At 72.9% G+C, this 21,402-nt stretch carries 20 protein-coding genes; 8 read left to right on the forward strand and 12 right to left on the reverse strand.

Annotated elements, in window-relative coordinates:
- Positions 1 to 5 precede the first annotated feature (5 nt).
- Entirely contained in the window at positions 6 to 239 is a 234-nt protein-coding gene (locus ACIA8L_RS25845; protein WP_395908857.1) for a hypothetical protein, read from the forward strand.
- Here ACIA8L_RS25845 and ACIA8L_RS25850 read toward each other — a convergent pair.
- From ACIA8L_RS25850 to ACIA8L_RS25870, 5 genes are read right to left on the reverse strand one after another with little or no spacing between them, the layout of a single operon-like run.
- Complete coding sequence (locus ACIA8L_RS25850) at positions 236 to 1,219, reverse strand: ABC transporter ATP-binding protein (RefSeq protein ID WP_395908859.1); 984 nt, start codon at positions 1,217 to 1,219, stop codon at positions 236 to 238. The genes ACIA8L_RS25845 and ACIA8L_RS25850 overlap by 4 nt on opposite strands.
- On the reverse strand, positions 1,212 to 2,255 hold the full coding sequence (locus tag ACIA8L_RS25855; RefSeq protein WP_395908861.1) for an ABC transporter ATP-binding protein: 1,044 nt from the start codon (positions 2,253 to 2,255) through the stop codon (positions 1,212 to 1,214). The genes ACIA8L_RS25850 and ACIA8L_RS25855 overlap by 8 nt, the downstream gene beginning before the upstream one ends.
- On the reverse strand, positions 2,255 to 3,163 hold the full coding sequence (locus ACIA8L_RS25860; RefSeq protein ID WP_395908863.1) for an ABC transporter permease: 909 nt from the start codon (positions 3,161 to 3,163) through the stop codon (positions 2,255 to 2,257). Before ACIA8L_RS25860 ends, ACIA8L_RS25855 begins: the two co-directional genes overlap by 1 nt.
- A complete protein-coding gene (locus ACIA8L_RS25865) occupies positions 3,156 to 4,157 on the reverse strand; it encodes an ABC transporter permease (protein WP_395908865.1) in 1,002 nt (333 codons plus the stop codon). The genes ACIA8L_RS25860 and ACIA8L_RS25865 overlap by 8 nt, the downstream gene beginning before the upstream one ends.
- A gap of 57 nt (positions 4,158 to 4,214) precedes the next feature.
- Positions 4,215 to 5,834, reverse strand: a complete 1,620-nt coding sequence (locus ACIA8L_RS25870) for an ABC transporter substrate-binding protein (protein ID WP_395908867.1) — start codon at positions 5,832 to 5,834, stop codon at positions 4,215 to 4,217.
- A gap of 225 nt (positions 5,835 to 6,059) precedes the next feature.
- On the opposite strand from ACIA8L_RS25870, the gene ACIA8L_RS25875 reads away from it, so the two are divergent.
- From ACIA8L_RS25875 to ACIA8L_RS25885, 3 genes are read left to right on the forward strand one after another with little or no spacing between them, the layout of a single operon-like run.
- Positions 6,060 to 8,015 carry a molybdopterin-dependent oxidoreductase gene (locus ACIA8L_RS25875; protein WP_395908869.1) on the forward strand — a complete coding sequence of 652 codons (1,956 nt, stop codon included), beginning with the start codon at positions 6,060 to 6,062 and terminating at the stop codon, positions 8,013 to 8,015.
- Positions 7,904 to 8,494 (forward strand): molybdopterin oxidoreductase family protein, encoded by a 591-nt coding sequence (locus tag ACIA8L_RS25880; protein WP_395908871.1) that lies wholly within the window; start codon positions 7,904 to 7,906, stop codon positions 8,492 to 8,494. Before ACIA8L_RS25875 ends, ACIA8L_RS25880 begins: the two co-directional genes overlap by 112 nt.
- Before the next feature lie 4 nt (positions 8,495 to 8,498).
- Positions 8,499 to 8,954 (forward strand): hypothetical protein, encoded by a 456-nt coding sequence (locus ACIA8L_RS25885; protein WP_395908873.1) that lies wholly within the window; start codon positions 8,499 to 8,501, stop codon positions 8,952 to 8,954.
- A gap of 4 nt (positions 8,955 to 8,958) precedes the next feature.
- Here ACIA8L_RS25885 and ACIA8L_RS25890 read toward each other — a convergent pair whose 3' ends face one another.
- On the reverse strand, positions 8,959 to 11,790 hold the full coding sequence (locus tag ACIA8L_RS25890) for a helix-turn-helix transcriptional regulator (RefSeq protein ID WP_395908875.1): 2,832 nt from the start codon (positions 11,788 to 11,790) through the stop codon (positions 8,959 to 8,961).
- Between the two features lie 122 nt (positions 11,791 to 11,912).
- Between ACIA8L_RS25890 and ACIA8L_RS25895 the strand changes: the two genes are divergently transcribed.
- From ACIA8L_RS25895 to ACIA8L_RS25905, 3 genes are all read left to right on the forward strand, one after another.
- Positions 11,913 to 12,500, forward strand: a complete 588-nt coding sequence (locus ACIA8L_RS25895; protein WP_395908877.1) for a dihydrofolate reductase family protein — start codon at positions 11,913 to 11,915, stop codon at positions 12,498 to 12,500.
- Between the two features lie 10 nt (positions 12,501 to 12,510).
- Positions 12,511 to 13,089: a dihydrofolate reductase family protein gene (locus ACIA8L_RS25900; protein ID WP_395908879.1), complete on the forward strand. Its 579-nt coding sequence runs from the start codon at positions 12,511 to 12,513 to the stop codon at positions 13,087 to 13,089.
- 72 nt (positions 13,090 to 13,161) lie between these two features.
- The gene (locus ACIA8L_RS25905; RefSeq protein WP_395908881.1) at positions 13,162 to 14,676 is read left to right on the forward strand and encodes a diguanylate cyclase domain-containing protein; all 1,515 of its coding nucleotides are present in this window, start codon (positions 13,162 to 13,164) and stop codon (positions 14,674 to 14,676) included.
- Here the strand turns inward: ACIA8L_RS25905 and ACIA8L_RS25910 are convergent.
- Genes ACIA8L_RS25910 through ACIA8L_RS25925 form a run of 4 tightly spaced genes read right to left on the reverse strand, consistent with a single transcriptional unit; the run spans position 14,643 to position 17,798 of the window.
- On the reverse strand, positions 14,643 to 14,834 hold the full coding sequence (locus ACIA8L_RS25910; RefSeq protein WP_395908883.1) for a hypothetical protein: 192 nt from the start codon (positions 14,832 to 14,834) through the stop codon (positions 14,643 to 14,645). The two genes, ACIA8L_RS25905 and ACIA8L_RS25910, sit on opposite strands and share 34 nt — an antisense overlap.
- Entirely contained in the window at positions 14,831 to 15,397 is a 567-nt protein-coding gene (locus tag ACIA8L_RS25915) for a S26 family signal peptidase (protein ID WP_395908885.1), read from the reverse strand. The genes ACIA8L_RS25910 and ACIA8L_RS25915 overlap by 4 nt, the downstream gene beginning before the upstream one ends.
- Positions 15,394 to 17,256, reverse strand: coding sequence for an ABC transporter ATP-binding protein (locus ACIA8L_RS25920; RefSeq protein WP_395908887.1), 1,863 nt, complete (start codon positions 17,254 to 17,256; stop codon positions 15,394 to 15,396). Before ACIA8L_RS25920 ends, ACIA8L_RS25915 begins: the two co-directional genes overlap by 4 nt.
- Positions 17,253 to 17,798 (reverse strand): TlpA disulfide reductase family protein, encoded by a 546-nt coding sequence (locus ACIA8L_RS25925; protein ID WP_395908890.1) that lies wholly within the window; start codon positions 17,796 to 17,798, stop codon positions 17,253 to 17,255. Before ACIA8L_RS25925 ends, ACIA8L_RS25920 begins: the two co-directional genes overlap by 4 nt.
- A 285-nt stretch (positions 17,799 to 18,083) precedes the next feature.
- Between ACIA8L_RS25925 and ACIA8L_RS25930 the strand changes: the two genes are divergently transcribed.
- Complete coding sequence (locus tag ACIA8L_RS25930) at positions 18,084 to 19,415, forward strand: ricin-type beta-trefoil lectin domain protein (RefSeq protein WP_395908892.1); 1,332 nt, start codon at positions 18,084 to 18,086, stop codon at positions 19,413 to 19,415.
- Positions 19,416 to 19,467: 52 nt separating this feature from the next.
- Here the strand turns inward: ACIA8L_RS25930 and ACIA8L_RS25935 are convergent, their stop codons facing one another.
- Together ACIA8L_RS25935 and ACIA8L_RS25940 are read right to left on the reverse strand one after the other, a co-directional pair.
- Complete coding sequence (locus tag ACIA8L_RS25935) at positions 19,468 to 20,400, reverse strand: hypothetical protein (RefSeq protein WP_395908894.1); 933 nt, start codon at positions 20,398 to 20,400, stop codon at positions 19,468 to 19,470.
- Between the two features lie 113 nt (positions 20,401 to 20,513).
- Positions 20,514 to 21,284, reverse strand: a complete 771-nt coding sequence (locus ACIA8L_RS25940; protein ID WP_395908896.1) for a hypothetical protein — start codon at positions 21,282 to 21,284, stop codon at positions 20,514 to 20,516.
- Positions 21,285 to 21,402: the final 118 nt, after the last annotated feature.

Here is a 21,402-nt window from a genome sequence, read left to right on the forward strand (position 1 = left end):
CGCGCATGACCGACTCTGTGGAAACCCGCGGCGATCAGCGCGTCGAGCTGCTGGCCGTCGACACCAATCGGGACGGGCGCAACGACGTCCTGGCCATCGACACCGACGGCAACGGCAAGGCGGACCTGTTCCAGCTCGACAGCGACGGTGACGGCGCCGTCAACGTCACCATGGTCGACCTCGACGAGGACGGCATCATGGACACCAAGGTCGACGGCGACGGCGGCCTCAGCGCTTAGGCGTGCACGACGTCGCGGCCCTCCGCGAAGTGGCACGCGCTCGGATGGGCGGAGCCGGCCCGGACCTCCAGGGCCGGCTCCTGCTCGGCGCACACCTCCGCGGCCTTCCAGCAGCGGGTCCGGAAGCGGCAGCCGCTGGGCGGGTCGGCCGGCGACGGCACGTCGCCCTCGAGGATGACCTGGTGGCGCCGGCCGCGCCGGGCCGGGTCGGGCACCGGTACCGCGGACAGCAGGGCCTGCGTGTAGGGGTGGGTCGGGTGGTCGTAGATGTCGGTGTCCGCGCCCGCCTCGACAATCTTCCCGAGGTACATCACGGCGACGCGGTCGGAGATGTGCCGGACCACCGACAGGTCGTGGGCGATGAAGATGTAGGCCAGGCCGAGCTCCTCCTGCAGCCGCTCCAGCAGGTTGATGACCTGGGCCTGGATCGACAGGTCGAGCGCGGAGACCGGCTCGTCGCACACGATGATCTCCGGGCGCAGGGCCAGGGCGCGGGCGATGCCGATGCGCTGGCGCTGGCCGCCGGAGAACTGGTGCGGGTAGCGGTTGATGTGGTCCGGGTTGAGCCCGACCAGCTCGAGCAGCTCCCCGACCAGGCGCCGGCGGTCGGCGCGGGGAGCCACGTCGGGGTGGATCTGGAACGGTTCGCCGACGATGTCGCCGACCGTCATCCGCGGGTTGAGCGACGTGTAGGGGTCCTGCATCACCATCTGGATGTTGCGCCGGCCGGTCTTGGTCAGCGGGCGGCCCTGGACCAGGATCTCACCGGACGTCGGGCGCTCCAGGCCCATGATGAGCTTCGCGAGGGTCGACTTGCCGCAGCCGGACTCGCCGACCAGGCCGAGCGTCTCGTGGCGGTGCAGGGTCAGGTTGACGCCGTCGACCGCGTGCACGGCGCCGATCTGGCGCTTGAAGACGACCCCGCGGGTCAGCGGGAAGTGCTTGACCAGGTCCTTGACCTCGAGCACGACCTCAGGCATCGCCGGTCACCGCCGCGTGGAAGTGGCAGGCGCTGGTGCGCCGGTGGCCGACGTCGTACAGGGGTGGCGGGGGGTCTTCGCGGCAGACCGGCTGGGCGTAGCGGCAGCGCGGGTTGAACGCGCAGCCGGGCGCGACCCGGGTCAGCGTGGGCGGGAGCCCGCTGATGACGTTGAGCCGCCGCCCTTGCACGTCGACCCGCGGGATCGACTCGAGCAGCGCCTTGGTGTAGGGGTGGGCCGGGCGGGCGTAGATGTCGTGGACCGGCGCCTCCTCGACGATCCGCCCGGCGTACATCACCGAGATGTCGTCGGCGACGTCGGCGACCACGCCCATGTCGTGGGTGATGAGCACCAGGCCCATCCGCCGGTCGCGCAGCAGCTCACCGAGGAGGCTCATGATCTGCGCCTGCACGGTGACGTCGAGCGCCGTCGTCGGCTCGTCGGCGATCAGCACGTCGGGGTCGAGCGCGAGCGCGATGGCGATCATCACGCGCTGACGCATACCGCCGGAGAATTGATGGGGGTACTCGTTCACCCGCTGCTTCGCCGCCGGAATGCGCACCTGGTCCATCAGCTCGATCGCCCGGCGCTTGGCGTCGGCGCGGGACATGCCCCGGTGCTTGCGGAACTGCTCGCCGATCTGGAAGCCGACGGTGAACACGGGGTTGAGCGCCGACAGGGCGTCCTGGAAGACCATCGCGATGTGGTTGCCGCGGATGCGCCGGCGCTGCTCGGCCGGCAGCCTCAGCAGGTCGACCCCGCGGTAGCGGACCTCGCCGCCGGTGACGTGGGCCGGCGGCGTGTCCAGGATGCCCATGACCGCCTGGGCGGTGACGCTCTTGCCGCAGCCGGACTCGCCGAGGATGGCCCGAGTCTCGCCCGGGCGCACGGTGAAGCTGACGCCGTTGACCGCCTTGGCCACACCGTCGCGGGTGCGGAACTCGACCTTCAGGTCGCGCACGTCCAGGAGATCGGCGCCGGGGTCCAGCCCCGGAAGGACCTCCATTGGTACTGCGGAGAGGTCGGACACGCCCATCACCTCAGCTTCGGGTCGAGGGCGTCGCGCAGCGCGTCGCCGAGCAGGATGAACGCCAGCACCGTGACCGACAGGAAGGCGGCCGGGAACAGCAGCAGGTGCGGATAGCCCGACGTCACCCAGCCCTCCCCCTGCGCGATCATGATGCCCCAGGAGATGGTCGGCGGCTGCAGGCCGATGCCCAGGTAGGACAGGGTCGCCTCGGCCGCGACGTAGCCGCCGAGGGCGATGGTCGCCACGACGATGGCCGGGGCCGCCGCGTTGGGCAGGATGTGCCGCAGCAGCAGCCGTCGGTCGCTCGCCCCGAGCGAGCGGGCCGCCTGGACGTAGTCCATGTTCTTCGTCGCCAGCACGCTGGCCCGCACGATCCGGGCCAGGGTCGGCCAGCCCAGCGCGGCGAACGCCAGCACCACCGTCCACACCGACTGGGTGCGCAGCATCGACAGGAAGACCAGCGCGCCGAGCAGGAACGGCAGCGCGAAGAAGATGTCGGTGACCCGGGACAGCAGCGAGTCGACCCACCGGCCGTAGAAGCCGGCGGTCATGCCCACGAGGCCGCCGACCAGCACGACCAGCGCGGTGGCGAACAGCGCGACGATGATGGACGCCCGCGCGCCGTGGATCGTCATCGCGTAGTAGTCGCAGCCCAGCTCGTTGGTGCCGAAGATGTGTGCGGCGTTCGGCTTCACCTTGCTCAGCCGGATGTCGCAGTCCCGCGGGTCGGCCCGGGTCCACAGGCCCGGTACCGCCGCCATCGAGCTCACCAGCAGGATGACCACGAACGACAGGATGGCGATGGGGCGCCGCCGCAGGTCGCGCCACGCGTCGGCCCAGAGGCTCGCGTTGCGCTCGATGCCGGTTTCGGCGCCCGGGTCGCTGCCGACGACCGACTCCACTTGCTCAGTCAAGGCGGATCCTCGGGTCCAGGACGGCGTACAGCACGTCGACGATGAGGTTGAACAGCAGGTACACCAGCACCAGGATGGTGACGACGGAGACCACGGTGGCGGCCTCGCCGAAGCGGACGGCCCCGAACACCAGCCCGCCGATGCCCCGGATGTTGAAGATGCCCTCGGTGACCACGGCCCCGGCGAGCAGGCCGCCGAAGCTGATGCCCAGGTTGGTGACGACCGGGATGAGCGAGTTGCGCAGCGCGTGCACGCCGACGACCCGGCCGCGGGTGAGCCCTTTCGCGGTCGCGGTGCGCACGTAGTCGCCGCGCAGGTTCTCCATGAGGCTGGTGCGGGTCAGCCGCGCGGTGGTGGCCAGGGCGAGGGTGGCCAGCACCAGGCCGGGCAGCAGGAGGCTGGACCAGGGTTTCTCGGGGCGATAGGCGATGGAGAAGGGGTCGGAGAGGGCCGAGGAGACGCCGCTGCGCCGCAGCCACGAGCCGAACTCGACGCCCAGGTAGAGCTGGCTGAGCGAGCCGAGCACGAAGATCGGGATGGAGATGAGCAGGGTGGTGGAGATCTTCACGAGGTAGTCCCAGAAGCTCCCGCCGCGCAGCCCGGCCAGCACCCCGGCGGTGATGCCGGCGAGCAGCTCGATGAGGATCGCGATGAGCGCGAGCCGGGCGGTGATCGGGGCGTGCTCGGCGATGAGGGTCAGCACGGGCCGCTCGCGCGAGTCGACGCCGAAGTCCCCGTGCGCCATGTTGCCCAGGCGCTCGACGAACACGCCCAGGCACGGGTCGCCGGTGCGCTGGAAGCACGGGTCGTCGGTGCCGAACAGCTCCTGCATCGCGCGCAGCTGGGACTCGGTGGGCGTGCGGTCGCCGAAGACGGCCCGGGCCGGGTCGCCGTTGAGCTGGATGCCCAGCGTCATGAGGTAGTGCAGGATGAACAACGCGCCGAGCAGGGTCGGGATGAACTGCAGGATTCTGCGCGCGAGATAGCGCCCCAATGAAGACCTCCGGATGTGCGTCCGGGCCGCCCGGCTGCGGGCGGCCCGGACGGGGCGCTACTTCTTGAAGCCGATCTTGGCGTAACCGATGCCCTGGATGCCGTTGTACGCGACGCCGGTGACGCCGTCGGCGTAGACGATCGCGGTCTTCTCGTACCAGAGCGGGATGCCCGGCATCTCCTCGGCGAGGAGGTCCTCGGCCGCGCCGTAGAGCTTGCCGGCCTCCTCGAGCGACTTGCCGTTGTCACCGATGTCGATCAGCTTGTCGAACTCGGTGCTGCTGTAGCCGGGGCCGTTGGAGGAGCCGCCGGTGCCGTACAGGGGCTTGAGGTAGTTCTCGTTGAGCGGGTAGTCCGGCGTCCAGCTGCCCCGGAACGGGCCGGTGAACTTCTTGGCGTCGCGGGTGGTGAGGAACTCGGCGAACTGCAGCTGACCCTTGAGCTCGTAGTCCATGCCCAGGTTGCGCTTGAGCTGGTCACCGATGGCCTGCATCCACGTCTCGTGGCCGGCGCCGGCGTTGAACCACAGCTCGACCTTCTTGCCGGCCGGCCAGCCGCCGGCCTGGCTCAGCAGCTGCTTGGCCTTGTCCACGTCGTACTCGCAGAACTTGCACGTGTTGTCCCGCCCGCCCGGGAAGTTGGGCGGCGAGAAGCTCTTGGCCGGCGTGTAGCTGCCCTGGTAGACCGCGTCGACGATGGCCTTGCGGTCGATGGCCAGGGACATCGCCTGCCGCAGCAGCTTGTTCTTGTAGGCGTCGACGTAGACCGGCACGCCGAGGTAGGTGTAGCTGGGGCTGGGCTGCTCGATGAGCCGGGTGCCGAACTTGGCCCGGGCGTCGGCGATCTTCGTCGGCGGCACGCGCCGCGGCATGAGGTCGATGTTGCCGGCCAGCATGTCGTTGTACGCCGTGTCGATCTTGTCGTAGATCTTGAAGGTCAGCTTGTCCAGGTGGGCCTTGTCGCCCTTGTAGTCCTCATTGCGCACCAGCTTGATCTGCTGCTTGTGCTCCCACTTGCCGTCCATCTTGAACGCGCCGTTGCCGATCGGCGCCTCGTCGCACGCCTTCAGGTCGTCGGCGCAGGCCTTGGCCATCGGCATGAACGAGGTGTAGCCGAGCATGACCGGGAACCCCGCGAACGCCTGGCGCAGCGTGATGGTGAAGGTGGTGTCGTCGACCTTCTTCAGGCCGGACATCTCCTTGGCCTTGGGCGCGGTGCCCTGCAGGTCGGCGTAGCCGTCGATCCGCTCGAAGAAGTGCGAGCCGGTCTGCGCGTTGGGCGCGTAGGCGCCGATGTTCCACGCGCGCAGGTAGGCGTCGGCGTTGACCGGTTCGCCGTTGTGGAACTTCCAGCCGTCCTTGATCTTGACCGTGAAGGTCTTGCTGTCGGTCGAGGTGATCGACTCGGCCATCACGTTGTTGATCTTGTAGTCCTCGTTGCCGTAGTTGATGAGACCCGAGTAGATGGACCGCGCCACGGCGCTGCCCTCCGTCTCGGTCGTCGTGGTGGAGACGAGGTGCCGCGGCTCGCTGATGTAGACCCGCAACTCACCGCCGTCCTTGATGTCCCCGCCGCCCCCGGAGGTGGCCGGCGCCGGATCACCACCGCCGCACGCGGACATCATCATCATCAGCACGGACGCACCAAAGGCCACGATCAGGCCACTTCTCGCAGGCATCGACAGGTCTCCTTGTGGGAACGACGGGTCGCGCGAATGGCCAAAACTGTGACACGGATCAATGCGTACGGCCCCTCCCCGTAACCAAATCGATACTTATACCGATCATGAAGACATTGGCGCCCATGGACGCAAAAGTTGCTGCCCAGCAATCCGGCGGCGCTCGATCGTCGGGCTGTCGTTTGGCGGTGTGGCACCCGGGTAGCGGAGTCCCGGAGGTACGCCATGGTTGATCGGATCGCCGACCCCTGGGGGCCGCGGACGCCGTACGCGGCCGGTCAGCGGTGGCCGGTGCGGGTCGACACCTACCTGCGGCCGGGCCTGGCCGAGGACGACGTCGACGGCTGGCATCAGAGCGCGTCGGTGCTGCACTCCAACGGCGACGCGATGGACATCGCCGTCAAGGACGGGCGCATCGCCGGGGTCCGGGGCCGCGCGGCCGACCGGGTCAACCACGGCCGGCTCGACCCCAAGGACCTCTACGGCTGGCAGGCCAACAACAGCCCGGACCGGCTCACCCGGCCCCTGGTCCGCGACGGCGACCGGCTCGTCGAGACCGACTGGGACACCGCGATGGGCCGGATCGTCGCCCGGTCGAAGGAGCTGCTCGGCGGGCCGGGCGGCTGGGGCCACTTCGGCTTCTACACCAGCGGCCAGCTGTTCCTGGAGGAGTACTACACCCTCGGTGTCATAGGCAAAGCCGGCATCGGTACTCCACACATGGACGGCAACACCCGCCTGTGCACCGCCACCGCCGCCGCCGCGCTCAAGGCCAGCTTCGGCACCGACGGGCAGCCCGGCTCCTACACCGATGTCGACGAGTGCGACGCGATCGCGCTGTGGGGGCACAACGTCGCGGAGACGCAGACGGTGCTGTGGATGCGGATGCTCGACCGGCGCCGCGGCACCGACCCGCCGGCGATGCTCGCCGTCGACCCGCGCCGCACCCCCGTGGCGCGGGAGGCCGACCTGCACCTGGCCGTGCGCAGCGGCACCAACCTGGCTCTCATGAACGGGCTGCTCCGCGAGATCATCCGGCGCGGCCGGCACGACGAGGCCTACGTCGCCGCGCACACGATCGGCTTCGACGAGCTGCTCAAGACCGTCGAGGGCTATCCGCCGCGGCGGGTGGCCGAGATCTGCGGCATCCCCGCCGCCGACGTGGAGCGCGCGGCCGAGCTGCTCGGCACCTCCGAACGGCTGCTGTCGACCGTGCTGCAGGGCTTCTACCAGTCCAACCAGGCCACCGCGGCGGCGTGCGCGGTCAACAACCTGCACCTGCTGCGCGGCCAGATCGGCCGGCCGGGCGCCGGGATCTACCAGATGAACGGCCAGCCCACCGCGCAGAACACCCGCGAGTCCGGCGCCGACGGCGACCTGCCCGGCCTGCGCAACTGGGACAACGAGGAGCACATCCGCGAGCTCGCCGAGCTGTGGAACGTGGAGCCCGGCACGATCCCGCACTGGGCGCCGCCGACCCACGCGATGCAGATCTTCCGCTACGCCGAGCAGGGCTCCGTCAAGCTGCTGTGGATCAGCGCGACCAACCCGGCGGTGTCGCTGCCGGAGCTGTCCCGGGTCCGGCGCATCCTCGCCGACCCCGGGCTGTTCGTCGTCGTGCAGGACCTCTTCCTGACCGAGACCGCCGAGCTGGCCGACGTGGTCCTGCCGGCCGCCACGTGGGGCGAGAAGCTCGGCACCTTCACCAGCGTCGACCGGACCGTCCACCTCAGCGAGCGGGCCGTCGAGCCGCCCGGCGAGGCCCGCTCCGACCTGGACATCTTCCTGGACTACGCCCGCCGGATGGACTTCCGGGACCGCGACGGCGATCCGCTGATCCGGTGGAAGGGCCCGGAGGAGGCGTTCGAGGCCTGGAAGCGGTGCTCGGCCGGGCGCCCGTGCGACTACACCGGCATCACCTACGACAAGCTGCGCGGCGGCAGCGGCATCCAGTGGCCGTGCGACGCGGCCAACCCCGAGGGCACCGAGCGCCTCTACACCGACGGGGTCTTCAACACCGACCCCGACTACTGCGAGACCTACGGCCACGACCTGGTCACCGGGGCCGAGTGCACGCCGCCGGAGTACCGCGCCAAGGCCCCGGCGGCCGGGCGTTCCTGCACGCCACGGACTACCAGCCGTCGCCGGAGGTCACCAGCGACGAATATCCGCTGCTGCTGACCACCGGGCGCACCGTCTACCAGTTCCACACCCGCACCAAGACCGGCCGCGCCCCGCAGCTCGACGCGGCCGCCCCCGACGCCTGGGTCGAGCTCAACGCGGCCGACGCCGACCGGCTCGGCATCGCCGAGGGCGACCTCGTCGGCGTGTCCTCGCCGCGGGGCGGCATCCAGGCCCGGGCCCGGATCGGGCACGTGCGCCCCGGTGTGGTGTTCGTGCCGTTCCACTACGGGTACTTCGACGTCGAGCGCGCCGACCGGGTCCCGCGGGCGGCGAACGAGCTGACCATCACCGCCTGGGACCCGGTCTCCAAACAGCCGCTGTTCAAGGTGGCCGCGGTCCGCGTCGCGAAGCTCGAGAACGGTCACGGCCCGGCCCCGGCCCCCACCGTCGGCGGCAGCGCACCCGTGGACGCGGCCGTGCCACCGACCGCGGGCGGCGCCGACGCCGAGGCCACGTCCGTGCTCCAGGAGGTCTGACATCATGCACCTCGCGCACTACCTCGGCCTGCTGCACCGGGCGCAGACCAACCTCGCCGACGCGTTCCGCCAGGTCGCCGCGGCCCACGCCGACGAGCCCGACGTCCGTCACCTGTGCGAGCGCCTGGCCCAGCAGTGCGACGAGCACGCCGAGCGGCTCGAACCGTTCGCCCGCCGCTACCGGGAGCAGGCCCCGGACGAGCCCGACCGGCTGCACTCCGAGCTGTTCGGCGGCACCCGCACCGGCGGCATCGGCCTGCTGCGCGACCTGCAGGACCTGTACCTCATGGCGGCCGAGTGCGACATCTGCTGGACCGTGGTCGGGCAGGCCGCCCGCGGGGTCCGCGACGAGCGGCTGCAGCAGGTGGTGCGGGGCTGCGAGGGCGAGACCGCGGTGCAGCTGCGGTGGCTGCGCACCCGGATGAAGCAGGCCGCCCCGCAGGCCCTCGTCGTGGCCTGAGCCGTCAGCCGGCGAGCCCGGCCAGGCCGTGCGCGTGGGCCTTCGCGGCCGCCTCGGTGCGGGTCGCGACGCCGAGCTTGGCCAGGATGCGGGCCACGTGCGTGTTGACCGTGTTGACGCTCACGAACAGTTCGGCCGCGATGTCGGCGTTGGACCGGCCGCGGGCCAGCACGCGCAGGACGTCGAGCTCGCGGGCGGTCAGCCCGAACCCGGCCGGCGCCGACCGCGCCGAGGCGGGAACCGCGGTGAGGTCGTCGAGGCGGCCGCGGCGGGCCAGGTCGTCGATGCGCTCCAGCAGCGGCGCCGCGCGCAGCCCGGCCGCCAGGTCGCGGGCCGCGCGCAGCCGGGAGCGGGCGCCGGCGCGGTTGTTGGACGCGAGCGCGCAGCCGGCGGCCTCGGTCAGCGCGAGCGCGGTCTCGTGCACGTGGCCGAGGGCCCGCCACGCCGCGGCGGCCCGGTCCCAGGAGGCCAGGTCGTCGGCGGCGACCGTGAGCCGACCGGCGTCCGGCCCGGGCACCGCGGCGGCCAACGCCCCCAGCTCGGCCAGGCGGGCGCTGACGGCGGCGGCGACCTTCCGGTTGCGCGGGGCGGCGGCCCGGCGGGCCCGCTGCAGGCGCGCCCCGGCCAGCGCCAGGCCCAGCGCCTGGGCCGGCAGCCAGGTTTCGCGGGCGGCCGGCAGGTGCTCGGCCAGGATCGCCTCGGCCGCGTCGAGCTCGCCGCGCCCGGCCGCCCACTCCAGGCGCAGGATGGCGATGTCGGACTTGATGTCGTCGGCCGCGCGGGCGTGCCGGGCGAACTCGACCAGCCGGCGCAGCAGGAGCTCGAAGCGGTCGGTCTCGCCGCGGGCGCGGGCGATGTCGGCGCCGATCAGGCGCAGGGCGGCGGCATAGAGCGGCGGCGGCTCCGCGGCCAGGCCCGCCTCGAGCACCGCCCCGGCCGCGTCCCACTCCCCCAGCGCCCGCCGGTTCAGCGCCTCGGCGACGGCCAGCATGGTGCCCCGGGACCGGCCGTGGCCGCGGCGCTCGGCCGCCGCCCGGCCCGCCATCGCGAGCTCGGCGGCCGGCCCGTAGCGGCCGGCGGCGCCCAGCATGAGGGCCTCCCACTGGAACGTGGTGAGGAACGTGTGCTCGTCGCCGGTGTCCCGGGCCAGGCGGCGGGCGGTGGCGAAGTCCGCGCTCGCGCCGTCCGGGTCGCCGTCGGCGCCGCGCAGTGTGGCCAGCACGAGCAGGGCCGGGGCGCGCAGGGCGTCGTCGTCGAGCTCGTCGGCGATGCGCAGGGCCTCGGCGGCCTGCGCGCGGCTCTCGGCGCGGCGGTGGGCCCCGACCCCGACGAACGCGAGCGCGGACAGCAGCCGGGCGCGGCGGGCCGGCGGGGCGTGCGGGGGCAGCAGCGCGAGGGCGGCGGCCAGGTCCTCGGCGCCGGTGCCGTCGACCCGCTGCCGCAGCCGCCCGCGCAGCCCCAGCAGGCCGGCCACCCGCTCGGGCTCCACGCCGGGGTCGAGCGCGTCGAGGGCGGCGGTGCTCAGCGCGACCCCGCGGGCGCTCCGCCCGGCGGCGAACGCGGCCCGGGCGCCGAGCTCGAGGACGGCGCCGTGGTCGGCCCCGATCAGCCCGGCCGGGTCGGCGGCCCGCTCCCACTGCTCCAGCACCAGGCCGAGCAGGTGCAGCTGCTCGTCGTAGGCGTGCTGGCGGGCGGCCCGGGCGGCGGCGTGCCAGGCGGCCGGCACCGCGGCGTCAGGCTCACCGGCGGCGGCCCAGTGCGCGGCGAGCGCCGGATCGGCGGGCGCGTGCCGGGCCAGGGCGGCGGCGAACCCCCGGTGCCGGAGGCGGCGCTCCGACGGCAGCAGAGCGGCATACACCGCCTCCCGAAGAAGATCATGGCGGATGGTGTACTCGTCATCGCGCGCGCTCACCAGGAGCCGCTCGGTCAGCTCGCGCAGGCCGCGGCGCAGCGCCGGATCGGGCCGAGCGCTGACGGTGGCGAGGACGGCCTCGGCGGTACCCCCACCGGCAACCGCCAGTGCCGACAGCAGCTCCGCCGCCGGCTCGGCCAGGTCCGCGACCCGCGCCAGCAGCAGCTCCCGCAGATCGTCGGCCGGCGCCCCCTCGCCCTCGCTGAGCGCCTCCACGAACAGCGGGTTGCCACCGCTGCGGCCGTGGACGCGGCGGCTGCGCCCCGGGTCCGCGGGCCGCCCGTCGACGGCCGCCAGCAGCTCGGCGACGTCCGCCGGCCCCAGCGCCCCGAGCGCGATCGACACGACGTCGGGGCGGCGGCCGAGCTCGGCGAACAGCCGCCGGTCGGTGCGCCCGCCGGTGCGCACGGTGCCGGCGAGCAGGACGGGCCCGGCGAGGTTGCGGGCCAGGTAGGCGAACAGCTCCCGCGTCGACGCGTCGGCCCAGTGCAGGTCCTCGACGACGAGGACGAGCGGCCGGCTCTCGGCGACCCGGCCGGCCAGGGCGAGAACCTCCTCCAGCAGCCGGGTCCGGGGGTAGCGGGCCGGCGCCGGCCCCAGGTCCGGCAGCCAGTCGCCGAGGGCCGAGGCGTCCGGCGGCAGCAGGGCCCGGACCGCGTCCCGGCCGAGCCGGCGCACGAGGTCGCGCACGATCGCGACGAACGGCACATAGGGCGCGGCCCCGGCGCCGAGCTCCAGGCAGGCCCCGGTCACCACGAACGGGCCGCCCGCGAACGCCTCGGCGACCAGCCGGCTCTTGCCGATCCCGGCCTCGCCGCTGACGAGCACCGTCACCGGCCGCCCCGCGCGGGCGCGCTCGTAGGCGTGGCGCAGCGCCGCGGTCTCCGCCGCCCGGCCCACCAGCACCGGACTGACCACCGCCATGCCCCGCCACCTCCGATTCCCGGTCCCGATGTCATCAGGTCTGGCGACGACACCGGGCCGCCCCGCGGGAGAAGGTACCTGGGCAACGACCGGACCGCACCCGAACGAGGAGCTCACGAACGATGACACAGCAGCACCGGCGCGTCGTCGCCAACATCGCCCTGTCACTCGACGGCCGCGTCTCGGGCCGCGGCGGCGAGTACGACATGGCCTGGATCGTCCCGCACGCCCTCAGCGCGGTGGCCCGGGCCCACATGGTGAAGGTCACCGCCCCGGCCACCACCGCCCTGCTCGGGCGCAAGAACTACCAGGGCTTCTCCGGCTTCTGGCCCGCCGTCGCCGGCGACGAGAACGCCCACCCGGACGACCGGGCGTTCGCACAGTGGCTCGACGGCGTGGAGAAGGTCGTCTTCTCGACCACGCTGACCGACCTCGAATGGGGCAACGCCCGGCTGGCCGGCGCCGACCCGGCCACGGTCGTCAAGGACCTGCGCACCCGCCCCGGCGGCGACATCATCGTCCTGGCCAGCGGCAGCGTCATCAAGGCCCTGCTGGACGCCGGCGAGGTGGACCGGCTCAGCATCACGCTGTGCCCGGAGCTGGTCGGCGGCGGGGCCCGGCTGTTCGCGGACGGCCCGGCGGCCTCGTGGCGGCTGGTCGAGAGCACCCCGGCCGACAGCGGCGCCCTGTGCCTGATCTACGAGCGATAGGAGGACGGTCATGGGTCGCCTCATCGTCTGCAACATCATGTCCCTGGACGGCTTCACCGCCGACGCGGCCGGCAACCCGCTGGTCCTGCCGATGGACGCCGCGTTCGACCGGTACAACCTGGAGCGCCTGCGGGCCGCCGACGCGCTGCTGCTGGGCGCGAACTCGTACCGCATGTTCATGGGCTTCTGGCCCGCCCAGGCCGATAATCCTCAGGCCGGCGCCGTCCACCGGGAGTTCGGCGTCCGCTACGGCACGATCCCGGTGACGGTGGCGTCGGACGCGCTCACGCCGGACGACGTCGCACCCTGGCGGGAGCGGACCACGGTGGTGCGCCGGGGCGACGCGCCCGCGCACGTGCGCCGCCTCAAGGCGAGCGTCGACGGCGACGTCGTCACGTTCGGCAGCCGCGTCACCTGGAACGCGCTGCTGGCCGCCGGGCTCGTCGACGAGCTGCACCTGATCGTCGGCGCGGCCGCGCTCGGCACCGGCACGCCGGCGTTCACCGGGCCGGTGGCCGGCCTGACCCGGGCCGGGTGCCGCCCGCTGGACGGCTCGGACAGCGTCCTGCTCCGCTACACCCTCGCGTGATCCTTGCCGTGCGGCAAACGACCTGCGGGGGCAAGAGCTCACCCCGGGGCGGTGGGGGCCGACAGGCGGCGCATGAGACGTGTCCCGGCCGCCGCGGTGCCAGTGTTCGCCGCGGTCGCGGGGTCGGTGTCCGTGTTCGCGCCGGGCACCACCGCCGCACACATCGCGTACCTCATCGGCTTCACCGCCGTGGTGGCGTGCGCCTGGCTGGGCCTGCGGAGCATCGCCGGGCCCAGCCGGGCCGCCTACCGGTTCGTCGCCGGCGCCCTGACCGTCTGGCTGGCCGGGGACGTCCTCTACGACGTGCTCAGCCGGATCGTGGGCCCGCTCGGTGACGTCTCCCCGTCCGACGTCCTGTGGCTGGCCGGGTACCCCTTCCTGGTGATCGGCATGATGAAGCTGGTGCGGCTGCGGGCACCGGGGCGGCTGCGCGACGGGATGCTCGACGCGGCCGCCCTCACGACGGTGGTGGCCTGGCTGTTCTGGCAGTTCCTGATCCTGCCGGCGGCCGAGGAGCAGCACCTGTCGCTGGGGATGTTCGTCGGGGCGGCGTACCCGTTCGGCGACGTGATGTTCTTCGCGGCCACGGCGATCCTGGTGTTCGCGCCCGGCTCGACCCGCGGCCCGGCCGGCTACCTGGTCTCGGCGCTGACGCTGACCCTCATCGGCGACGTCAGCATCTCGCTGCTGCCCATCCTGTTCCCGGATCTGTCCCGCTCCGGCCAGGCCGACCGGTTCGACGGGCTGCTCCTGCTGGCCAACAGCCTCCTCGCGGCGGCCGTCGTGCACCGCGACGCGGCCCGGGTGGCCCGGCCCGACACGACGGCGGCCCAGCAGCGGCTGCACCCGGCCCGGGTGGTGTTCCTGGGCATCGCGCTGGTGGTGCTGCCGACGGTGACCGGTCTGCACTCGTTCGGCACCGTCATCGGCCGGGTGTCGCTGCTGGTGTCGATCGCGCTGTTGACGTCGTTCGTCCTGGTGCGGTTCGTGACCGTCGTGCGCGAGCAGGAGCGGATCCGGGCCGCGCTGGTCCACCAGGCCGACCACGACCAGCTCACCGGGCTGGCCAACCGGACGGCGCTGCGGGCCGCGCTGGAGCTGGAGCTGCTGCGCGCGTCCGGGTTCGGGCCGGTGGTCGTCTACATGGACCTCAACGGCTTCAAGCAGGTGAACGACCGCTACGGGCACGCGGCCGGCGACCGGGTGCTCGTCGAGTTCGCCCGGCGGCTGTCGGCGGCCGTCCGCCCGGGCGACGTCGCGGCCCGGCTCGGCGGTGACGAGTTCGTCGTGCTGGCCACCGGGGCCGCCGACGAGCGGGGCGCCCGGGACCTGGCCGACCGGCTGCGCGGGCTGGCCGCCGAGCCGGTCCGGTGGCACGGCGAGGCCATGCATTTCGGGGTCAGCGTCGGGCTCGCGGTGTGGGGGCCGCTGGAGCGCCCGAGCCCGGACGGCCTGCTCGCGATGGCCGACGCCGCGATGTACGCGGAGAAGGTCGCACGCAAGCAGGCCGCCGCGGACGAGGCCCGTCAGCCCGAACCGGTCACGTCAGCCGATCAGCAGTGGCTGGAGTGGTCGCAGCAGGCGTAGTAGTCCGTCGAGCAGTCGGCCGCGTGGTACACCTCGCGGTAGCAGCTGCCGCCGCAGTACACGCACTGCGACCACGGCGTGCAGAAAGCCTTCGCGGTGGCGTTGGGCAGCACCCGGCCGAGCATGCGCTCACCCATGCGCTCCAGAGCCTTGATCATTCTGACCCTCCTTCCGACCCGATCCGCCGGCCCGGTGCCGGCGGCCGGCCCGCGGCGACGCGCGCCGCGGGAGCCTGAGAAAAAGCCCCGGGAGCCTGAGAAAAAGCCCCGGGAGCCTCAAGAACCGCGGGCGACTCCAGCGACCCCCGGTCCGGCCACTGCCGGATGACCACGCCCACCAGCGCGGAGCCGGGCAGGTAGCCCAGGTGCCGGGAGTCGCGGCTGAGCCGGGCGTTGTCGCCCAGGACAACCAGGCGGCCGGGCGGCACGACCGGGTCCGTCGAGTCGACGAGGGCGGCGAAGGAGGCGCGGGGCACCGCATCTCCGGGTACCGCCGCCGCCCGTTTGACCATCAACGTGCCCTCGTCCGGCTCGGTGAGCACGACCAGCCGGCCGGCACGGACCGCGTCGAGGGGCACCCGCCGGACCAGGACCCGGTCGCCGTGCTCGAGGGTCGGCTGCATGCTCAGCCCGGCGACGGTGACGAACAGCAGCCGGCGGCGCAGCAGGAGCAGCGCGGCGGTCAGCACGGCGAGAGCGACGGCGGCGGCGGCGAGCATCATGCCGGCTGCTCCACGTAGCCGCGGGCCTGCAGTTCGAACAGCTCCGCGTAGCGGCCGCGCAGCGCGATCAGGTCCGGGTGGCGGCCGTCCTCGAGGACCGTGCCGCCGTCCAGGACCACGATGCGATCGGCGTCGCGGACCGCGCTGAGCCGGTGCGAGATGAGCAGGGTGGTGCGGCCGGCCCGCCGCTGCCGCAGGGCGGTGTGCACCTCGTGCTCGGCCCGGGCGTCGAGTCCGGCGCTGGGCTCGTCCAGGATCATGAGGTCGCGGCCGTCCCGCAGCAGGGCCCGGGCCAGGGCCACCCGCTGCCACTGCCCGCCCGAGAGCATGACGCCGGCCTGCGGGTCGTCGTCCGGGGCGCCGCGCAGGAAGATCCGGGTCAGCAGTGTGTCGTATCCGCGCGGCAGCCCGCTGAGCACGTCGTGCACCCCGGCCCGGCGGGCCGCGCCCTCGATCACGTGCGCGGCACCGAGCGAGCCGAGGTCGCCGACCCCGATGTTCTCGGCCGCACTGAGGTCGTACTCGGCGAAGTTCTGGAACAGCGCGCCGATCCGCTGCCGCAGGTCGGCCGGGTCCAGGTCGCGCAGGTCGATGCCGTCCCACGCGATCGACCCGCGCGACGGGTCGTAGAACCGGCACAGCAGCTTCACGAGCGTGGACTTGCCGGCCCCGTTCAGCCCGACAAGGGCCACGGTCTGTCCACTCGGGATGAACAGGTCGACGCCTCGCAGTACCCACGGCTGCTCTTCGTCGTAACGAAACCAGACGTCGCGCAGCTCGATGCCGTGCCGCAGTGCCGGCACCGGCCGCGGCGACCGGGCCAGCGGAAGGTCGGCGGGGGCGGCGCGGACCGCGCGGAGGTGATCGAACAGCGACAGCGCCTGGTGGACCCCGCTCGCGCTCTGCACCGCACCGGAGAGCCCGCCCTGCACACCGGCCAGCGCCGCGACGAACATCGACACGTCGCCGACGCTGCCGTCCCCGCGGGCCGCCCGCGCGACCGACCACGCCAGCCCGATCGCGCCGACGAGGGCGGCCAGCAGCGCGAGGGCCCCCTGCGAGCGCAGCTGGCGCCGGCCCAGCGCCCGGTTGGCCGCGTTGACGGCGGAGAGCTCGGCGAGCATCCGGCGGCCGAAGAAGTCGCCGAGGCCGAACAGCCGGACCTCCATCGCCACGTTCGGCAGGCCGAGGAGCCGGGCGTAGAAGAACTCCCGTCGCTGACCGTGCCCGACCCGCCACATGAGGGCGGCCTGCGCTCCACTCAACGACAATTGCACCCACATCACGGGTACTGCCGACACGAGCACGATCACCGCGACGAGCGGGCTGAGCGAGGCCAGCGACACGAGCAGCCCGGCCGCGGTGAGCAGGGCCTGGGCCAGGACCAGGGCGCTGGTCACCAGCAGCCCGGGGCCGCCCTTGCAGGCCCGCTCGGCCAGCAGCAGCCGGTCCTGGAAGCTGGGGCTCTCCAGCCGGGCCAGGCCGGGCAGCGCGTTGACGGCGGCGTAGAGCCCGGCCTGGGCCTCGACCCCGGCCCGCCGCTCCAGCTCGGCCGCGGCGTAGCGGGTCGCGTGCGGCAGGGCGCCGCTCACCAGGGCGGTCAGCGCGAGCCCGGCCGCGAAGGGCAGCAGGACCGGCCACCCCGCCCCCGCGCCGCCCAGCCGGTCCAGGACGCCCTTGAGCAGCCAGGCGGTGGCCACCGGCGCCGCCGCACCGACGGCGGCCAGGGCGACCAGGCTCAGGACGCACCCGGGCGCGGCCCGCCAGGCGAGCGCGAACGCGGCCCGCGCGTGCCCGAGCGCGACCCGGGGCCCCAGGCGGGCCGGGCCGGCCGGGCCGATGCGGGCCGCCGGTCTCACCTGGCCCCGCCCACCAGCGCCGGGAAGTCCGTCAGGAGCGACGAGGAGGCGACGACCACCCCGTTGTGGTCCAGCAGGGCGTAGGCCGGCAGCCCGTAGACCCCGAACGCCTTGTACATCGCGGCCCCGCCGTGCGGCTCCTGGACGATCCGGGCGACCGGCGCCAGCTCGGCCCGCATCGCGGTCACCTCGTCCGGCTTCCCGACGACGACGGCGAACACCCGGTCGCGGCCGAACCCGTTGCGGGCCGCGTAGGCCAGGAAGTCCGGCATCCGCTCGTGGCAGGCCGAGCAGGTCGGGGTGAAGAACCCGACCAGGCCGCCCGCGACCGTCTCCCGGTCGACCGGCTCGCCCTCGTCGGTGACGGTCGCGAACGCGTCGGGCATGCTCCCGGCCTCGACCAGGGCCGGCGGCGACTGCGGGCCGCGGGGCGCGGCCGCGGCCTCGCCCTGGCGCATCCGCCGGAGGATGCCCATCAGCAGCACGAGGTTCAGCAGCGAGACGGCCCCGACGAGCACGAGGCCGGCGGTCAGATACACCATGCCGCGGACGCTACGCGGGGCCGCCGGGTCCATCACTGAACGTCGACTTGAGCCCACCTCGGCCAAGAAACCGCAGGTCAGGACCGGCCGGCCGGGTGCACCGGCAGAACTGCGGCAGTGTCCGGCGGCAGCTCGCGCGCCCGCCCGCCCTTAACGGCGGCCTTAAAGCGATCTTACCCCTGACTTTGACCGTTGACCGGGCGCCATCGACGGGCCTATTTTTCATGGACATCGATCGTCGATGAAAATTCCGACCGCCATCGGAGTGTCCCCGGGAGGTCCGCCATGCCCATCAACCATGCCCCGCCACGCTCGCTGCTGGCCGGTGCCGCGCTCGTGCTCGCCACCGCCGCCGGTGCCGTCGTCGTCGGCGTCATGACCGCCGGTCAGGCCGACGCGGCCGCCAACAGCTGCGGCAACGTGTTCGACGACTTCAACTACGCCTCGTCGAGCGACGGCGGGTTCACCGGACACGGCTGGGTGCCGCGCGGCAACGCCGGCGGCCCGGGCGTCCCCGGCGCGACCTGGTCGCCGGCCCAGATCACGTTCCCGACGTCGGCCGGGCAGAAGGTCATGCAGCTGACCGCGTCGACCGACGGCACCGGCGCCGGGACGCGGCAGGCCGAGGTCCTCTCCGCGCAGAAGCGCTACTTCGAGGGCACCTACGCCAGCCGGATCCGCTTCGCCGACGCGCCCGCCAGTGGCAACGACGGCGACCACGTCAACGAGACGTTCTTCGCGATCAGCCCGCTCAACGGCAACATGGACCCGACCTACAGCGAGCTGGACTTCTCCGAGTACCTGCCCAACGGCGGTTGGGGCGAGACCGGCCCGATCAACTACCAGACGAGCTGGTACACCTACCAGCCCGACCCGTGGGTCGCCGACAACACCCACTCCGAGCAGCGCCGCAGCTACGACGGCTGGCACGACCTGGTCGTCCAGGTGGCCGGCGGGCACGTCAAGTACTACATCGACGGCACCCTGGTCGGCGATCACTCCGGCAAGTTCTACCCGCGCCAGACGATGACCGTGAACTGGAACCTGTGGTTCATCGACACCGCCACCCACTCGGGCGGCACGGCGACCTACAACCAGCAGGTCGACTGGTTCCTGTTCGCGCGCAACCAGGTGCTGTCGCCGGCCCAGGCCACCGCCCAGGTCGCCGCCTACCGGGCCGCGGGCAACACGTTCACCGACACGTTCGACACCGCGCCGGCGTGCGGGTCGACCGGCGGCAGCGGCGCGATCGTCGGCAACGGCAGCAACCGCTGCATCGACATCCCCTCGGCCAACGCCGTCGACGGCAACCAGCTGCAGATCTGGGACTGCAACGGCACCAACGCGCAGCAGTGGACGTTCAACGCCGACGGCTCCGTGGGCGCGATGGGCAAGTGCATGGACGCGTCCGGCGGCGGGACGGCCGACGGCACGGTCGTGCAGCTGTGGACGTGCAACGGCACCGGCGCGCAGAAGTTCACCCTCACGGCGGCCGGGGATCTCGTGAACACCCAGGCCAACAAGTGCGTGGACGTCAAGGACGTGGCCACCGCCAACGCTTCGAAGCTGCACCTGTGGACCTGCAACGGCGCCAGCAACCAGAAGTGGCACCGCTGAGCTCGTGAGCCGGCGGGCGGCCACTCGAGCGCAGTGGCCGCCCGCACCGGTGTCAGGGCGCGGTGAGCTCGTTGTAGGCGGCCACGCCGTCGGGGTCGGCGTAGCTGCCGGGCGGGCCGGCCACCGTGCCCAGATACCAGTTGTCGTGCTGCCAGTAGCCGATGACCGTGAACCCGTGGGTCGCCAGCCAGGTCCGCGAGGCCCGGATGGCCGGCCCGCGAGACGCCCGCACGCCCTGGTCGTCGTCGATGCCCCACTCGGCCAGCGCGAGCGGGCGGCCCTGGGTGCCGAAGGCGTTGTACCAGCGGATCATCCGCGGGTCGAGGCCCACGCTGACCGGGTCGTCGGGCTCGCTGCCGCGGGTGCTGGCCTGCCAGTACAGGTCGAACCCGTACGCGTCGGCGTAGGCCGGCGGGACGATCCAGTCCTGCACCTCGCGATCCCCGCCGGTGCCGTTGTTCGTCACCTTCGTCGAGCCGGCCCGCCACTGGTACGACATGTGCACCGGCACCACCTTCACGGCCGCGTTGACGGCCTTGACCTGCTGGTACACCCGGGTGAAGGCGGCGACGAACTGCACGCCGGTCATGTCGTCCTCGGGCTCGTGGAAGTAGGTCAGGTAGCTGCCGGCCGGCATCGCCGTCGCGATCGCCTGGATCTCGCTGTCGCACAGGCCCGCGGCCACGCCGGTCGGGGTGCAGGAGGTCTTGAAGGAGTACCAGAGGATGCCGCCCTGCTGCACTTGGCAGTTGACGGCGTCGGCCGTCGGCGGTGAGCCGTTGGCGGTGAACACCCGGCGGATGGCGAGGGGCCCGAGGTGGCCCCGTTCGTCGAGGAAGCCGGCGCAGGTGTTGCCGCTGCCGACGGTGTCGTTGACGGAGGTGGTGGCGCCGACGGTGAACGGCGCCACGGCGGTCGCGGCCGTTGATGGGATGACCACCAGCGCGGCCAGGAGCAGGACCGCGACGAGATTGCGTCCAGTCATCCCCCGACGCTACGACGAGTATCGATTGAATCCGCGTGCGGTGAAGCTGAGTGAACGCTGGTGTGCGCGGGTGTGCGCATCGGCGCCCCGTGTCGCCGATGCGCACACTGGCCTCACTGGGCGGTGTACATCGCGGACGGGGCCTCGACGACCTTCGAGCCGGTCGGCTTCGTGAGGCTGACCTTCGCGCCGAAGTCGGAGAACTTCACCGTGTAGTCGCCGTCCTTGCCGTCGTCGATGCCGGGCAGGGTGGCGGTGAAGTCGGTGAGGTAGCCCTCCGCGTTGACCGCGGCCGTGAACTTCACCGCGCTCGCCTTGGCCGCCGCGATGGTCACCACCGACTCCAGGAACTTCTTCGCGCCGGTCGCCGTGGCCTGGGCCTTCGTCAGGTCGAGGGTGCCGCTGAACGTGTTCGGCGCCGTCGCCTTCGCGTCCTTGACGCCGGTCAGCAGGGTGAGCGGGGTCAGCAGGTCGGCGAAGACGGCGAGGGGGCTCTTCGGGTCCAGCTTCGTGATCTTCAGGTGCATGGTCTTGCCCTTGAAGTCGCTCAGGCCGGCCAGGTAGAGGTCGTCGGGGGTGACGGTGACCGTCATCTTGTCGGTGCCGGTCGTCTGCGCGATCGTGCCGATCTTGTGGGTGGCGTCGTAGCTGCCGGACACGTCCTCGTCGGCCGTGCCGCCATCGAGGACCAGCTTCAGGCTGACCCCGGTGGTCTTGGTGACCGCGGCGGCGAGGAGGGCCGTGGCCTTCGGCGGCGGCGACCCGGCGGGCGAGGTGGACGCCGCCGGTGGGGTGTCATCGGCCCCTCCGGTGACCGAGCAGCCGGCCAGCAGGGCGAGCAGGGTGGCGCCGAGCAGCGGGCCGACGATGGATCTGGACAGCATTCGTCCCTCTCAGGCAGTGCGGGAGACGCGGCGGGCCGCCGCCGGGACATCATGCCGCGAGCGCACTGCCGACCGGCTGCCGCCGCACTGCCGCCCACTGCCATCACGCTGCCGTCGT

The sequence above is a fragment of the Dactylosporangium sp. NPDC051541 genome, from assembly GCF_044454505.1.
Classification (GTDB): Bacteria; Actinomycetota; Actinomycetes; order Mycobacteriales; family Micromonosporaceae; genus Dactylosporangium.

Coding starts and splice junctions, on each gene's coding strand:
- ACIA8L_RS25885 (WP_395908873.1), top strand. CDS start 8,499: ATGCACCTCGCGCACTACCTCGGCCTGCTGCACCGGGCGCAGACCAAC.
- ACIA8L_RS25895 (WP_395908877.1), top strand. CDS start 11,913: ATGACACAGCAGCACCGGCGCGTCGTCGCCAACATCGCCCTGTCACTC.
- ACIA8L_RS25910 (WP_395908883.1), bottom strand. CDS start 14,834: ATGATCAAGGCTCTGGAGCGCATGGGTGAGCGCATGCTCGGCCGGGTG.
- ACIA8L_RS25905 (WP_395908881.1), top strand. CDS start 13,162: ATGAGACGTGTCCCGGCCGCCGCGGTGCCAGTGTTCGCCGCGGTCGCG.
- ACIA8L_RS25875 (WP_395908869.1), top strand. CDS start 6,060: ATGGTTGATCGGATCGCCGACCCCTGGGGGCCGCGGACGCCGTACGCG.
- ACIA8L_RS25925 (WP_395908890.1), bottom strand. CDS start 17,798: ATGGTGTATCTGACCGCCGGCCTCGTGCTCGTCGGGGCCGTCTCGCTG.
- ACIA8L_RS25915 (WP_395908885.1), bottom strand. CDS start 15,397: ATGATGCTCGCCGCCGCCGCCGTCGCTCTCGCCGTGCTGACCGCCGCG.
- ACIA8L_RS25940 (WP_395908896.1), bottom strand. CDS start 21,284: ATGCTGTCCAGATCCATCGTCGGCCCGCTGCTCGGCGCCACCCTGCTC.
- ACIA8L_RS25890 (WP_395908875.1), bottom strand. CDS start 11,790: ATGGCGGTGGTCAGTCCGGTGCTGGTGGGCCGGGCGGCGGAGACCGCG.
- ACIA8L_RS25845 (WP_395908857.1), top strand. CDS start 6: ATGACCGACTCTGTGGAAACCCGCGGCGATCAGCGCGTCGAGCTGCTG.
- ACIA8L_RS25900 (WP_395908879.1), top strand. CDS start 12,511: ATGGGTCGCCTCATCGTCTGCAACATCATGTCCCTGGACGGCTTCACC.
- ACIA8L_RS25935 (WP_395908894.1), bottom strand. CDS start 20,400: ATGACTGGACGCAATCTCGTCGCGGTCCTGCTCCTGGCCGCGCTGGTG.
- ACIA8L_RS25930 (WP_395908892.1), top strand. CDS start 18,084: ATGCCCATCAACCATGCCCCGCCACGCTCGCTGCTGGCCGGTGCCGCG.
- ACIA8L_RS25850 (WP_395908859.1), bottom strand. CDS start 1,219: ATGCCTGAGGTCGTGCTCGAGGTCAAGGACCTGGTCAAGCACTTCCCG.
- ACIA8L_RS25870 (WP_395908867.1), bottom strand. CDS start 5,834: ATGCCTGCGAGAAGTGGCCTGATCGTGGCCTTTGGTGCGTCCGTGCTG.
- ACIA8L_RS25855 (WP_395908861.1), bottom strand. CDS start 2,255: ATGGGCGTGTCCGACCTCTCCGCAGTACCAATGGAGGTCCTTCCGGGG.